A 14,376-nucleotide genomic window follows, 5' to 3' on the forward strand; every position below is an offset into this window, starting at 1 on the left:
TCCCCTAAGCCGAAAATAAAAAGAGCCTTGTAGACAAAATACCTACAAGGCTCTTCAGTAGAGTGTAGGTACAACGGGAATAACCCTTGTACCTACACGTTTTCACGCTAGGTTCAAGGGTTTCATGTATGATGATGTAGTTGTGTAAGCATTGTAATAGATTGCACGATATTCATAATACTTACTCCCTTTCTCCTCTGATTTTCACATAGTATATAACAGTTAATTTTGAATGTAAATACATTTTTAATATTCCGTCATTTTTTTAATGTAAAGCCACTTTTCTTTCATACTCTTTTATTTCTTGTTCATATTGCATTGTAATACTAATTTCATCTAAACCATTTAATAACTTCTCTTTCCACATTTTCTCGATTGTAAAATGGAATCTATGCGTATTCGTTGTCATTATTTCATTTTCTAAATCAACTATGATTTGTTCTCTCGCATCTGTTTTAGCAAGTTGTTCACGCATATCTTTATCCATTACAATCGGTAACATGCCATTTTTCATACAATTCATATAAAAGATATCGGCAAATCCTCCAGCGATAATAACGCGGAAACCATAATCAGCAAGTGCCCATGGAGCATGTTCTCTTGACGAGCCACATCCAAAATTATCGCCTGTGATTAATATACTGGCTCCTTTTCTTTCTTGTGCATTAAGCGGGAAATTAGGGTTTTCTTGGCGATTATTATCATATCGCCACTCATCAAATAAAAACTTCCCAAACCCAGTTCTTTCAATTCTCTTTAAATATTGCTTCGGAATAATTTGATCTGTATCAATGTTATCATTCATCAGTACTGCGGCAGTACCTTTATGAATACGAAATGGCTCCATCATAACTCTCCTTTCTAATATCAACAAAATGACCATGTAACGCAGCCGCTGCCGCCATTGCCGGGCTAACTAAATGCGTTCGTGCTCCCTTTCCTTGTCTCCCTTCAAAATTGCGATTTGACGTAGAGGCACAATGTTCTCCTTCAGGCACTTGATCTGGATTCATACCTAGACACATTGAGCATCCGGGCTCTCTCCATTCAAATCCAGCTTCTTCAAATATGCGATGTAATCCTTTATGCATCGCTGCTTCTCTTACCCTTTGAGATCCAGGTACAACAAGTGCTCGCACACCTTCTTTTACTTTTTTACCTTTCACGACAGATGCAGCAATTTCTAAATCAGAAAGCCTAGAATTTGTACAAGATCCAATGAAAACATGTTGAACTGGAATGTCATACGTACTTTGTCCGGGACTCAACCCCATATAAGAAAACGCTCTTTCGTCATTTGCATCATGCTTTTCTGGCAATTTCTCATCAATCCGAACACCCATACTAGGATTTGTTCCCCACGTAACGTACGGCGCTAAATCCGTAACATCTACTAGAATATGTAAATCATAAACTGCATCTAAATCTGTATAAAGTTCTGACCATTTTTCCTTAATAGATTCATAGTCTTTCGGCGCATATTTACGCCCTTTTACGTAAGCAACCGTTTTTTCATCTGGTGCAATAATGCCAGCCTTTGCTCCCCCTTCAATTGCCATATTGCAAAGCGTCATCCTCTCTTCCATATCCATAGCATGAATGGCCTCTCCGTAAAATTCCATTACGTAACCTGTTCCAACTGCTACTCCGTACTTTGAAAGAAGATGTAAAATAATATCTTTCGCATAAACACCTTGCGGTAACTTTCCTTTTAACTCAATGCCCATCGCTTTCGGCTTTCGTTGCCATAACGTTTGCGTTGCCAATACATGTTCCACTTCACTCGTACCAATACCAAACGCTAGTGCGCCAAAAGCACCGTGTGTCGCTGTATGACTATCACCACAAACAATCGTTTTTCCTGGCTGTGTGAGTCCAAGTTCTGGTCCTATAACATGAACGATCCCTTGCTCTTCATCTCCGATATCCGCTAATGGCACCTGAAATTGTTTACAGTTTTCCCGAAGTGTATCTAGTTGCTGCTTCGCAATGCGGTCGGTAATATTCCAAACATCTTTCGTTGGAATATTATGATCCATCGTTGCAAATGTTAAATCTGGTCTGCGGACTGTTCGATTTGTAAGCCGCAAGCCTTCAAAGGCTTGCGGTGACGTTACTTCATGAACAAGATGTAGATCGATATATAATAAATCCAATCCATTTTCATTAGTCGCAACTACATGTCTTTCCCAAAGCTTATCTAGTAACCTTTTCCCCATTATCTTCCTCTCCCTACTAACGCTTGCTCTTCCATTTCTTGAATAACTGCCTTTGTAAATGAAGTTGTCGTTTCAGTCCCCCCGATATCTGCTGTACATTTTCCTGATTTAAGGACTGCAGAAACTGCTTCTTCAATTGCATATCCTTCTCTCGTTAATCCGAACGATTGCCCAAGCATCATTGCAACAGAACGCATCATCGCAATTGGATTCGCCTTATTTTTCCCCGCAATATCCGGTGCTGATCCGTGAATAGGCTCGTATAATGAAGGCCCCTTTTCAGCGTGACTTGCTGATGGAAGCATTCCTAATGATCCAGCTAATACTGAAGCCTCATCACTTAAAATATCACCAAATAAATTTTCCGTTACAATAACGTCAAATCTTCCTGGATTCCGAATTAATTCCATAGCTGCTGCATCTACTAAAATGTGTTCTACTTCCACATTTGGGTAGCGAAGTGCTACTTCTTCTGTCACAGTTCTCCATAATTTACTAGACTCTAAAACATTCGCTTTATCAATAGATGTTACTTTTTTCTTCCGCTTATTCGCTAATTGAAAAGCATACGAAACGATACGTTCAATTTCATGGCGATGATACGTAAGTGTATCTGTCGCCACTTCTTCCGTTCGCTCTTTCGGATAAGAAAAATAAATTCCACCTGTTAATTCACGAACGACAACGAAATCAATTTCATCAGCGTTTTTTAATGGTGATAAATGTGCAGTTGCACTTTCTACCGTTACAGGGCGAACATTCGCAAATACACCGAGTCCTTTTCTTAATGCTAATAATCCTTTCTCAGGCCTTTCTTTCGCACTATCCCACCTTGGTCCACCTACTGCTCCAAGTAAAACCGCATCACTCGCTAAACAGGCGGCAAGTGTTCGCTGTGGTAATGGTTGCCCAGTTAAATCGATAGCAACACCACCAAAGTACTCATCTTGCAAATGAAAATGATGTCCATATAGCCTTTCTACCATATGCAATACTTCCTTCGCACTTTCCATTACTTCTGGACCAACACCATCACCAGCTAAACAAACGATACGTTTTTCCATTTTTAACACTCCTTTTAACTGAATTTTCAGAACTTTAATTTGATAGGTGAGGAAAGCTTCTCTCACCTATCAAATATTTATTTCACAAGCGCTATAAGAGATTTTAATTTCCCTGCTGCATGGACATAAGCTCTCGCCGACGCTTCCAATACGTCTTGCGCAACTCCGAAACCTGATATTTGGTGACTACCTTCTTTTAATTCAACATGAACGTGAGCAAGTGCATCTTGACCTTGTGTAATAGATTGTATGCGATAATCTGCCAATTCACATTCTAATCCTAAAATTCTTTGAATCGCATTGTATATCGCTTCAATACTACCAGAACCAGTGGCTGCATCTTCATATACATTTCCTTCCTCATCCTTCAGCACAACTGTTGCGCATTGTGTACTATTTGATACGAAATGCACTTGTAATTGCGTAATGTTATATTGCTGAGCTGCAAATGCTGCTTCACCAAGCATAAGTGCGCGTAAATCTTCTTCAGTAATTTCCTTTTTACGATCAGCCAACTTTTTAAATGCTTCGAATGCCGCATCTCGCTCTTCATTTGTAAATTCATAACCAAGCTCTTTCATTTTTTCCGTAAACGCATGACGGCCAGAATGTTTCCCAAGTACAAAGAGATTTTGAGATTCTCCTATAAGCGCTGGTTCGATAATTTCATAAGTTGTTACTTCTTTTAAAACCCCGTCTTGGTGAATGCCCGATTCATGAGCAAATGCATTCGCTCCAACGATTGCTTTATTTTTCGGTACAACCATACCCGTTAACCTGCTTACTAATATACTCGTCGCCTTAATTTCTTTTAAAGTCATTGAAGGCTCTGCTTTATAAAAATCTTTTCTAATATGAAGAGCTACCGCAACTTCTTCTAACGCTGCATTCCCTGCTCTTTCTCCAATGCCATTAATCGTTCCTTCTACTTGCAATGCTCCTCCTTCAACCGCAGCTAACGAATTTGCTACTGCCATACCAAGATCATCGTGACAATGACAAGAAAAAATCGCTTTTTCATATGATGGAACGGATTCTTGTAAGTATTTAAAAAGAGAATAATACTCTTCTGGATTCGTATATCCAACTGTATCCGGAATATTAATTACATTCGCTCCTGCTCGAATTGCAATTTCTACTGCTTCAGCTAAAAATGCTCTCGATGTTCTTGTCGCATCTTCTGCAGAAAATTGTACTGTCGGAAATAATGATTTTCCAAGCGTAACCGAGCGATGAATACTATTTAACACATCTTCTTTTGACATACAAAGTTTATATTTCATATGAATATCACTCGTAGCTAAAAATACGTGTAGACGAGGAGATACAGCACCTTTCACAGCTTCATATGCTCTTCGAATGTCACTTTCTTTCGCTCTAGCTAAACTCATAACCGTAGCATTTTGAATTGTATTCGCAATACGTTTTACCGATTGAAAGTCACCTTCGGAAGCTGCCGCGAATCCAGCTTCCATTACATGAATACCAAGCCTCTCTAATTGCCTAGCAATTTGTAATTTCTCTTGTTCATTTAAATTTACTCCTGGTGATTGTTCGCCATCACGAAGCGTTGTATCCATGAACAAAACCTGCTTCATATTATTTAACCCCTACCTTTACTCGCGGCTGTACGAAAGGCATCATTTCACGTAATTTACGTCCAACTACTTCGATTTCATGTTTATTCTCTTTCTCATTTGTCGCATGGAAATTTGGTCTTCCTGCTTTATGCTCTGCAATCCAGCCTCTTGCAAATGTACCATCTTGAATTTCTGCTAATACTGCCCCCATCGCTTTCTTCGTATCTTCAGTAACAACGCGTGGTCCTGATACGAAGTCTCCCCACTGCGCTGTATCTGAAACTGAATATCTCATATTTTCAAGTCCACCTTCGTACATAAGGTCAACGATTAGCTTCAGTTCATGTAAACATTCAAAATATGCAAGTTCAGGCTGATATCCTGCATCAACTAACGTTTCAAACCCTGCTTTTACAAGTGCAGTCACTCCGCCGCAGAGTACAGCTTGCTCTCCAAATAAATCTGTTTCTGTTTCTTCTTTAAACGTCGTTTCTAGTACACCAGCTCTCGTTGCTCCAATTCCGTCAGCATAAGAAAGTGCTTTTTCAGTCGCAACTCCTGTTGCATCTTGATATACTGCAAATAATGCAGGAACAGCCCCGCCCTCGGCGAACGTACGGCGTACGAGATGCCCCGGTCCTTTTGGCGCTACTAGAAATACATCTACATTAGCTGGTGGTTTTACTTGATCAAAGTGAACATTAAATCCATGTGCGAACACGAGGGAGTTTCCAGCCTGTAAATTTGGTGCAATTTCAGCTTCATATACTTCTGGTTGTAATTCATCAGGCAGTAGAATCATTACTACATCAGCTTTTTCCGCTGCTTCTGCTACTGTATATACAGAAAATCCATCTTCATTCGCTTTATTCCAAGACTTACCTTTTCTTAAACCTACTACTACATCAAATCCGTTATCACGTAAATTTTGCGCATGTGCATGACCTTGCGAGCCATATCCGATGATTGCTACTTTCTTTTCCTTTAATACATTTACTGTTACATCTTTCTCATAATAAACTTTTGCCATTTTCATTTCCCCCTATATTTAAATGATTATTGAATTAACATAACTTGCTTATCTTGTTTTTTCATACTACGTGTAAATGCTGTTACACCTGTTCTAGCAATTTCTTTCAAACCGTATGGACGAAGTAATTCAATTAACGCTTCTACTTTGTCTTGCGTACCTGTTACTTGCACAACTATGGAATCCTTCCCAACATCTATTACAGCGGCTCGAAACGGTTCAATTAAACTATATAATTCTGCCCTCGCTACAGAAGTTGCTACTTTAATAAGAGCAAGCTCTCTAGCAATCATCGCTTCTTCTGTAATATCTGATACTTTCAGTACGTCAATTTGCTTATGCAGTTGTTTAATTAACTGCTCCACTTGCTGTTCACTTTCAACGTGTACAACAATCGTCATTCGCGATATATCTGATGATTCTGTATGACCTACTGAAATACTTTCAATATTAAAATGTCTTCGTGTCATAACCCCTGTAATTCGGTTTAAAACACCACTTTGATTTCGAACTGTCGCTGTAACAATTCTCTTCACCCTTTTTCCACTCCCTCCATTTGGTGAACACCTTTTCCTGGCGCAACCATCGGCATAACCTTCTCTGATTGAAGTACACGACAATCAATTACGACTGGCTCTTGTAATTCAATAGCATGCTGGATTTGCTTCTTTGCAAGAAGTGGATCGTCAATACGAACACCTTTTATGCCATATGCATTCGCAAGAGCGACGAAATCTGGTTGGCATGGTAATAAAGAATGTGAATATCTTTGATTGTAAAATTCATCTTGCCACTGTCTTACCATTCCTAAAGCTTCATTATTTAAAATAAATACTTTAACGGGTAAAGCGTGTTCTTTTAATACACTTAATTCTTGTAGAGTCATTTGAAATCCAGCATCACCAACAATTGCAATAACTAATTCTTCAGGCTTTGCAATTTGCGCACCGATTGCTGCTGGAAATCCAAACCCCATCGTTCCTAATCCACCAGAAGTTACCCATTTATGTGGATTTTTCAGCGGATAATATTGGGCTGCCCACATTTGGTGTTGCCCAACGTCTGTTGTTACAATCGCTTCTCCCTTCGTAATTTCATATAACATATCAATTGCGTATTGGGGCTTAATACTTTCAGAATTTCTTTTATAAGAGAATGGATATTGTTCTTTTCTCCCCTTTAATAAAGTGATCCATTCATGATGATTTTCTTTTCCCCCTTCTGGTTCAAGTAATACTTCCAATGCCCGCTTAGCACTTGCAACAATAGGAATTTCAGTTGGCACATTTTTCCCGATTTCTGCTGGATCGATATCGATATGCGCAACAGTAGCCCCTTTAGCAAAATAAGCTAAATTCCCTGTAAGCCGATCATCAAATCTCGCGCCTATATTAATGAGTAAGTCACATTCATATAACGCCATATTTGCTGTATAAGAACCATGCATTCCTCCCATCCCTAGAAATAGTTCATCATCTGGTGGAAAACCACCAAGACCAAGTAATGTATGCACAACAGGGATTTCATATTTACGAGCAAAATTTGTCAATTCTTTCGAAGCTTTCGCATGCAATATACCCGCTCCAGCTAAAATTAACGGTTTTTTTGCGGTTTCAATTACTTTGAGTAATTTGTTTATTTGAAGTAGATTCGGTTCATAATTAGGGTTATATCCCGGTAAATCCATTTGTACATTGCTACATTGCTCACCTTTCTCGACTACCATATCTTTCGGAAGGTCAATAACGACTGGTCCTGGTCTTCCAGTTTTAGCAATATGAAATGCTTCTTTAATAATTCGAGGTAAATCTGAGGCCTTTCGCACTTGATAGTTATGTTTTGTCACTGGCATCGTAAGTCCCATAATATCTGCCTCTTGAAAAGCATCGCTCCCAATTAACGTTGTTGCTACTTGGCCTGTAAATACTACAAGTGGCAATGAATCAATCATCGCATCAGCTAGACCCGTAATTACATTTGTAGCACCTGGCCCACTCGTTGCAATTACAACCCCTGGATGCCCTGTAATTCTGGCATACCCTTCAGCAGCGTGAATTGCCCCTTGCTCATGCCTTGTTAAAATATGCGGAATTTCACAATCATACAATGCATCATAGAGAGGTAAAACGGCACCACCCGGATAACCGAAAATCACTTCTACGCCTTCCTTTTCTAGCGCTTCTAACAATAGCTGTGCACCAGTTGCCAGTTTCTCTTCCGTTTTTGAAGACATTGTTCTTATAAGCCCCCTTTTTCAAACTTTTATACAATAAAAAAATCCTACGTCCACACTCCAGCTATGTGCTGAAGGGACGAAAGATTTCGCGGTACCACCCTTCTTCGCAAGAATACTCTTGCCTCAGTGATCCATAAATGGATCTAGCTAATAACGGAGCTACCGTCTAAGCCTAGACAAATGCTTTAGCTTAGCACTCAAGGGCGATGTTCGTCGACGTGAACCATCGGTTTTCAGCAACCACCGACTCTCTGTGAGGCTTCACAATCAACTACTCCTCCCTATCAACGCTTTCTTATGTTAAAAAAGTTGTTATCCAACTTTATTTTCTTCGTAAATTTTCTCTCCATCTTCTACAACTAACTTACGAAACTCTTTTAATAAACGGTTCGTATGTGGACCTGTTTGCCCTAAGCCAATCGTTCTACCATCTACTGTCGTAACAGCAATCACTTCAGCAGCTGTTCCTGTTAAAAACACTTCATCAGCTACATATACATCATGTCTTGTAAATAACTCTTCTCTTACGTCATACCCAAGTTTTTCGCCGATTTCTAAAATGGCGTTTCGTGTAATACCTTCTAACGCTCCAGCAGAACTTGGTGGTGTAATTAATTTATTTCCTTTAACAATAAACACGTTATCTCCTGATCCTTCAGCTACATATCCTTGATCATTTAACATAAGTGCTTCTTGTACTCCAGCTAATTTCGCTTCAATACGAACTAAAATATTGTTTAAGTAATTTAAAGATTTTACTTGAGGGGATAAAACATCGGGACGATTTCGGCGCGTTGCAACTGTTACAACTGGAATCCCTTTCTCATAATATTCTTGTGGGAATAAAGATAATTGTTCTGCAATTACTACTACATTCGGCTTCTTACATGAATCGGGATCCAATCCAAGATTTCCTGCTCCTCTTGATACAACAAGGCGAATGTATCCATTAGATAATTTATTTTGTCGAATCGTCTCAACAACAATATTTGTTACTTCATCTAATGAATATGGAATTTCTAAAAGGATTGATTTTGCTGATTCATACAGCCGGACAAGATGCTCTCTCAAACGGAAAACATTACCGCTATAAACTCTAATTCCTTCAAACACTCCATCGCCATATAAATAGCCATGATCATATACTGAAACTTTTGCCTCATCTTTTGGAACAAATTCTCCATTTAAGAAAATCCATTGCTCATTCACTAGAAGCGCCTCCTATGTTCTATGAATTTTTTATTGTTTCCTAGTTTACTCTCCTTTCTAAATAAATCAAGTTAATTTTTAGAAAATTTATAATTTTTAATCATACGTACTTCTTTGCTTATACTGATTTAACAACATTGTTAACGTTTACAAAAAGTCAAAAAATTTTTTTCGCCAATTTCCACTAAAAAAATATTTGTTTAAAAGAAGGATTTTCATCAATTGATACGAATCTATTGTATTCAATAAACGGACGTCCGATTTTATAAATCCGGGGATATATAACGACTTTTGCTGAAAAAGGGGGAAAATAACAAAAATAGCGCTGTCTAAAAATAACATTCATATTTTTCATTTCGTAATCATAATCCTATTTTTAAAAAACAATTTGTCAAAATAAAGGAGGAAATAAATATGGCGTGTGTACAAATTAAAGGAACGAGACAAGAGGTAGTAGAAATGCTGCAATTATTTGATCTAATGGATACGAAAGGTTTTTGTAAATTCGATAATTACGTAGAGGTAGAACCAAATACGAAAGAACATAATCATTTTATTGCTTCAATCGACATCCATTCAAATACTTCTTCAGCACAAGATACATTAAACGATCAATTCGTTAGTCAAATGCTTACTGGCGTATATAACGACTAAACAAAGATTTACTTCCTACCATCTTTTCATAAATATATGCAGTGAACTTGAGCATACTAGCAATTAGATGGTAGGAGGTGATAATTATGGCTAGAATTGGCGTTGAAAACTCATTAACAGACGTTCAACAAGCTCTTCAACAACAAGGTCATGAAGTTGTTACACTTAACTCAGAACAGGATGCACAAGGGTGTGATTGTTGCGTTGTAACTGGGCAAGATTCTAATGTGATGGGCATTGCAGATACATCAATTAAAGGATCAGTCATTACAGCTCACGGTTTAACAACGGATGAAATTTGTCAACAAGTTGAAAGTCGCACTTAAAAAATGAAAGAGGACCCCTTTTAAAAGGAGTCCTCTTTTTTATATTCACCTAACGGGAAAGTAACATATACTGGATGAAAGCCCTACCTCTCTCTCATCATTACGGTTCCACTGACCGCTCCTTGATTCACTAGTATACATATATAGCTTATAAATACAATTTATAGGGTTTGTTCACAAAAGTTGTTGATAAAATTACCCGATCTTTCGCAAACTTTTCGTATTGCATTCATAAGAGATATTTACTTTACACTAGCTGTAACCGAGACACGAATTAAAATTCTAACACCAATACAATAACTTGTCAACTTTTTTCCGTAAATTAAAAACAGACATTAACGGTTTGTCTGTTTTAGAATGGAGCTTTTTCTTTTATTACATATACAACAAAGCCGCTAACTAACATAAATAAGCCAACTACTAAGTTTTTGATATTAATCATAAATTCCTCTCCCTTATTCCACACATCATATATATTTACATTTCAATTATTCCGATCATCCTAAAGCGCACTTTTTCTAATATATCATAATTCCTAAAAAATGCAAGTTCACTTTTGACGACCATTCACAAATTTATCTACAGTGCTTGGTACAGTATTTAAAGCCTTTTCAATTAAATGTGTACTGCTGTTGAGATGTAATACTTGCACCCCATTAGAACCAACTACTAAAAAAGCTACTGGACTAATGGAAACCCCAGCCCCGCTTCCTCCTCCAAATGGATGCCCTTGTTTGTTCTCTTTATGCTGATTTTGCCCACCGTTATGTTTTTCAGTGATGAAATCCCCTTTAAAATCACTTCCACCAGCTCCAAAACCAAAAGCCACTTGAGATACTGTTAATACTACATTTCCGTCAGCTGTTGAAACCGGGCTCCCAACAATTGTATTTACATCTACCATTTCTTTTAAATTTGTCATTGCCGTTTTCATTAAATTTTCAATTGGATGTTCCATTATGTATTGCACCCTTTCCTCATTATTCCTTTTTATATTTTCCAAAATAGAGGAAGTCATACTAACTTTTCCTATTTCAAAAAAACATTTTCCTTCTTTTAAAAGATACTACTCCCTGTACATGCTCCGGTATAGTGAAACTTTAATCAGTGGGATGTGTACGTAGCTCGACTCCCACAAATAGCGGGATAAAAAAGAAAAAGAGATACATACTACTATTGAACCTTGTTATGAAAGGAGTCATGACTTTGACTGAGAAATTTGATGATTATAAAAAAAGAGATAGAATAGATAGTGATTATAGTGACTATAAAGAAGAGTACGCCGCTGAGGTTGCACCACAACGCATTGATTATGATTACGATGATAAAGACGATAAAGATGTTGTAAAATCGTCCGCTGCTGGATCAACTGCTGGTTTTATCGCTCTTGCGCTATCTATCTTATCGCTATTTACATTTCCAACACTATTTGGTCTTGTTTCTGTTTTACTCGGTATTTACGCTTATAATCGCGGAGCTACTGTAACTGGCGGTATCGCTGCAGTTGTCGGTGGAATTGCTGCACTTATCGCAATTTTATTCCGAGTAGCACTTATTGGTCTATTGTTCTCCCTGTTCTAAAAAAGAAAAAGGTATCTCGCTTAACGCGGGATACCTTATCCTGTAAACACATCTTCCGATGGATATTTTATTTTTTGTTTTGCTGGTCGCGCTAAAGAGAACACAAGTGTTAATGGTCCAATTAATCCGCAGAACATAACAAACATAATAATACATTTTCCGAATGCCGATAGCTGTGCAGTAATTCCCATCGTTAATCCGACTGTGCCAAACGCTGATATTGTCTCAAATAATAATTGAATAAAGCTGAAGTTTTCTGTAAGCATTAATATGAATACCGCTGCTAAAATAAGTATTTGACTGGCAACAGCAATTGCTAATGCCCTCGTTACTGTCGACATTTTAATTGTACGCTGAAATAAAACAATTTCCTCCTTTTTTCTAAAGAAAGAAAGGACAGATGTAATTAAGATAACAAACGTCGTTAATTTAATTCCTCCACCTGTCGATACACTTCCTGCACCAATAAACATTAAAATCATCGTAAATAATATAGATGATTCTTCCATACCTCCATAGTCAACCGTATTAAATCCAGCTGTCCGCGGAGTAATACCTTGAAAGAAGGAAGCCCATAGTTTTTCATTTAAAGATAAATTCCCTAACGTCTTCACATTATTATATTCCAATACAAAAATCACAATCATTGCTATAACATTTAGCACTACTGTTCCAATAATCATTATTTTTGAGTGAAGTGATAATTTTCGAAAACTGCGACTATACCATATATCAATTAATACGGTAAAACCGAGTCCTCCGATTACAATTAAAGAGCAAATCCCAATATTAATAATGGGATCCCCTACATATCTTGTTAAATTATCTGGCCATAAAGCAAACCCTGCATTATTATAAGATGCAATTACATGAAAAATACTATAGTATAAACCTTTTCCAAAACCAAACTCTGGAATAAAGCGAAACGATAAAAAGATGACCCCAATAAGTTCAATACAAATCGAAAATATAAAGACACGCTTTACTAATTTTACAAGACCACCTATATTTGTTTGATTAAATGCTTCTCCAATTAATAAACGATGGCGTAATCCGATTTTTTTACCTAGTACCCAAACAATTAAAATAGCAATTGTCATAAGACCTAGACCACCTGTTTGAATTAAAAACATAATAACAATTTCGCCAAACATCGTAAATGTACTTGCTGTATCCACTACTCCCAAACCAGTTACGGTCGCTGCTGACGTTGCTGTAAAGAAAGCATCTACCCAACTAATATGTGCTTTCGTTGCGAATGGTAATTTTAATAACAAACCGCCAACCACAATTAAGCAGAAAAAGCCTAATGCTAATATTTGTGGTGGGTTTAATCGTATAAGACGATTATACAGCCCTTGTTTTTTTGTTACGTCCATATCACTAACTCCCTTATTAAAGTGAAGCTTCCCCTCATACAATAAAAAGCTTTTTAAAAGCCCTTAAATAATTGGGACAAACCTTATATTCTCATAATATAGTTGAGCATAATCTTTTTTTTCATAGATTACAACTTTTATTTATATTCAGATTCCTTTTCGTTTTATGCTGGAAAACTCTATATCCTAATTCTATATTGCTAGCAATAACAATTTCATATGTACTATCTTTCAAATCCCCATATCTTTCACTCTATGTTCACATAGAGGTCACATCCACCTTTTATAGTATATGTATCGAAGCTGTTCCTCCCTAATTTATAAGACATTCCCCAGTGTCTTTGAATAGCTTCCATCCCTAATTAAATTGACATAAATTGTCCCCTTCCATTGACCATCTTATAAATGATGGTCTTATTTTTTGTTTGCTTTATCTTTTATTCCGCTATTTGTGGGCAATAAACGCCCGATTGGTTAAGGCTAATAATCAACAGGGGATGAACAAAAAACACTCATTAAATTTTCATTTTATTTAAAACTCCCTCTCTCTTTCACTCTATATTCACACAGAGGTCACATCTATCTTTTATAGTATATGTATCGAAGTTGTTCCTCCCTAATTTATAAGACATTCCCCAGTGTCTTAAAGCAACTTCCATCCCTAATTAAATTGACATAAATTGTCCCCTTCCTTGACCATCTTATAAATGATGGTCTTATTTTTTTGTCTTTCTATCTTTTATTTAAAACTCCCTCTCTCTTTCACTCTATGTTCACACAGAGGTCACATCTACCTTTTATAGTATATGTATCGAAGTTGTTCCTCCCTAATTTATAAGACATTCCCCAGTGTCTTTGAACAGCTTCCATCCCTAATTAAATTGACATAAATTGTCCCCTTCCTTGACCATCTTATGTGATGGTCTTATTTTTTGTCTTTCTATCTTTTATTTAAAACTCCCTCTCTCTTTCACCCTATGTTCACATGAGAGTCACACCTACCTTTTATAGTATATGTATTGAAGTTGTTCCTCCCTAATTTATAAGACATTCCCCAGTGTCTTAAAGCAACTTCCATCCCTAATTAAATTGACATAA

General features: G+C 37.2%; 14 protein-coding genes and 1 other annotated feature. Of the genes, 3 read left to right on the plus strand and 11 right to left on the minus strand.

Features of this window, described 5'->3' with window-relative positions; all coding sequences use genetic code 11:
* Positions 1 to 265 precede the first annotated feature (265 nt).
* The 8 genes from leuD to ilvE form a co-directional block, all read right to left on the minus strand.
* Complete coding sequence (gene leuD / locus AB6801_RS05200) at positions 266 to 847, minus strand: 3-isopropylmalate dehydratase small subunit (protein ID WP_000433186.1); 582 nt, start codon at positions 845 to 847, stop codon at positions 266 to 268.
* Positions 825 to 2,219, minus strand: coding sequence for a 3-isopropylmalate dehydratase large subunit (gene leuC / locus AB6801_RS05205; protein ID WP_000518099.1), 1,395 nt, complete (start codon positions 2,217 to 2,219; stop codon positions 825 to 827). The genes leuD and leuC overlap by 23 nt, the downstream gene beginning before the upstream one ends.
* Positions 2,219 to 3,283: a 3-isopropylmalate dehydrogenase gene (leuB, locus tag AB6801_RS05210; RefSeq protein WP_000415384.1), complete on the minus strand. Its 1,065-nt coding sequence runs from the start codon at positions 3,281 to 3,283 to the stop codon at positions 2,219 to 2,221. Before leuB ends, leuC begins: the two co-directional genes overlap by 1 nt.
* Positions 3,284 to 3,360: 77 nt before the next feature.
* On the minus strand, positions 3,361 to 4,881 hold the full coding sequence (leuA, locus tag AB6801_RS05215; RefSeq protein ID WP_000815753.1) for a 2-isopropylmalate synthase: 1,521 nt from the start codon (positions 4,879 to 4,881) through the stop codon (positions 3,361 to 3,363).
* 1 nt (position 4,882) lies between these two features.
* On the minus strand, positions 4,883 to 5,893 hold the full coding sequence (gene ilvC / locus AB6801_RS05220) for a ketol-acid reductoisomerase (RefSeq protein ID WP_001151747.1): 1,011 nt from the start codon (positions 5,891 to 5,893) through the stop codon (positions 4,883 to 4,885).
* Between the two features lie 26 nt (positions 5,894 to 5,919).
* Entirely contained in the window at positions 5,920 to 6,429 is a 510-nt protein-coding gene (gene ilvN / locus AB6801_RS05225) for an acetolactate synthase small subunit (protein ID WP_000822952.1), read from the minus strand.
* Complete coding sequence (gene ilvB / locus AB6801_RS05230) at positions 6,426 to 8,126, minus strand: acetolactate synthase large subunit (RefSeq protein ID WP_097998905.1); 1,701 nt, start codon at positions 8,124 to 8,126, stop codon at positions 6,426 to 6,428. Before ilvB ends, ilvN begins: the two co-directional genes overlap by 4 nt.
* A gap of 72 nt (positions 8,127 to 8,198) precedes the next feature.
* Positions 8,199 to 8,426, minus strand: a binding site (T-box leader).
* Between the two features lie 15 nt (positions 8,427 to 8,441).
* A complete protein-coding gene (ilvE, locus tag AB6801_RS05235; RefSeq protein ID WP_001005487.1) occupies positions 8,442 to 9,338 on the minus strand; it encodes a branched-chain-amino-acid transaminase in 897 nt (298 codons plus the stop codon).
* Between the two features lie 414 nt (positions 9,339 to 9,752).
* On the opposite strand from ilvE, the gene AB6801_RS05240 reads away from it, so the two are divergent.
* Positions 9,753 to 9,992, plus strand: a complete 240-nt coding sequence (locus AB6801_RS05240) for a DUF3911 family protein (protein ID WP_000752512.1) — start codon at positions 9,753 to 9,755, stop codon at positions 9,990 to 9,992.
* Positions 9,993 to 10,078: 86 nt separating this feature from the next.
* Complete coding sequence (locus tag AB6801_RS05245; protein WP_000101022.1) at positions 10,079 to 10,318, plus strand: YkuS family protein; 240 nt, start codon at positions 10,079 to 10,081, stop codon at positions 10,316 to 10,318.
* 352 nt (positions 10,319 to 10,670) lie between these two features.
* Here AB6801_RS05245 and AB6801_RS05250 read toward each other — a convergent pair whose 3' ends face one another.
* Together AB6801_RS05250 and ytfJ are read right to left on the minus strand one after the other, a co-directional pair.
* Positions 10,671 to 10,760: a hypothetical protein gene (locus AB6801_RS05250; protein WP_000608227.1), complete on the minus strand. Its 90-nt coding sequence runs from the start codon at positions 10,758 to 10,760 to the stop codon at positions 10,671 to 10,673.
* Between the two features lie 108 nt (positions 10,761 to 10,868).
* Positions 10,869 to 11,336: a GerW family sporulation protein gene (gene ytfJ / locus AB6801_RS05255; RefSeq protein ID WP_000204234.1), complete on the minus strand. Its 468-nt coding sequence runs from the start codon at positions 11,334 to 11,336 to the stop codon at positions 10,869 to 10,871.
* Between the two features lie 188 nt (positions 11,337 to 11,524).
* On the opposite strand from ytfJ, the gene AB6801_RS05260 reads away from it, so the two are divergent.
* Positions 11,525 to 11,899 carry a hypothetical protein gene (locus AB6801_RS05260; RefSeq protein WP_000136535.1) on the plus strand — a complete coding sequence of 125 codons (375 nt, stop codon included), beginning with the start codon at positions 11,525 to 11,527 and terminating at the stop codon, positions 11,897 to 11,899.
* A 35-nt stretch (positions 11,900 to 11,934) separates the two neighbouring features.
* On the opposite strand, the gene AB6801_RS05265 is transcribed toward AB6801_RS05260, so the two are convergent.
* Positions 11,935 to 13,278, minus strand: a complete 1,344-nt coding sequence (locus AB6801_RS05265) for a TrkH family potassium uptake protein (RefSeq protein ID WP_000383522.1) — start codon at positions 13,276 to 13,278, stop codon at positions 11,935 to 11,937.
* Positions 13,279 to 14,376 lie beyond the last annotated feature (1,098 nt).

It is taken from the genome of Bacillus sp. RCC_6_1, from assembly GCF_041360755.1.
GTDB lineage: Bacteria > Bacillota > Bacilli > Bacillales > Bacillaceae_G > Bacillus_A > Bacillus_A cereus.

Excerpts from the sequence above, each read along its gene's own strand:
- leuB (WP_000415384.1), bottom strand. The coding sequence starts at position 3,283 with ATGGAAAAACGTATCGTTTGTTTAGCTGGTGATGGTGTTGGTCCAGAA.
- AB6801_RS05240 (WP_000752512.1), top strand. The coding sequence starts at position 9,753 with ATGGCGTGTGTACAAATTAAAGGAACGAGACAAGAGGTAGTAGAAATG.
- leuD (WP_000433186.1), bottom strand. The coding sequence starts at position 847 with ATGGAGCCATTTCGTATTCATAAAGGTACTGCCGCAGTACTGATGAAT.
- AB6801_RS05245 (WP_000101022.1), top strand. The coding sequence starts at position 10,079 with ATGGCTAGAATTGGCGTTGAAAACTCATTAACAGACGTTCAACAAGCT.
- leuA (WP_000815753.1), bottom strand. The coding sequence starts at position 4,881 with ATGAAGCAGGTTTTGTTCATGGATACAACGCTTCGTGATGGCGAACAA.
- AB6801_RS05265 (WP_000383522.1), bottom strand. The coding sequence starts at position 13,278 with ATGGACGTAACAAAAAAACAAGGGCTGTATAATCGTCTTATACGATTA.
- AB6801_RS05250 (WP_000608227.1), bottom strand. The coding sequence starts at position 10,760 with ATGATTAATATCAAAAACTTAGTAGTTGGCTTATTTATGTTAGTTAGC.
- leuC (WP_000518099.1), bottom strand. The coding sequence starts at position 2,219 with ATGGGGAAAAGGTTACTAGATAAGCTTTGGGAAAGACATGTAGTTGCG.
- ilvB (WP_097998905.1), bottom strand. The coding sequence starts at position 8,126 with ATGTCTTCAAAAACGGAAGAGAAACTGGCAACTGGTGCACAGCTATTG.
- ytfJ (WP_000204234.1), bottom strand. The coding sequence starts at position 11,336 with ATGACTTCCTCTATTTTGGAAAATATAAAAAGGAATAATGAGGAAAGG.
- ilvC (WP_001151747.1), bottom strand. The coding sequence starts at position 5,893 with ATGGCAAAAGTTTATTATGAGAAAGATGTAACAGTAAATGTATTAAAG.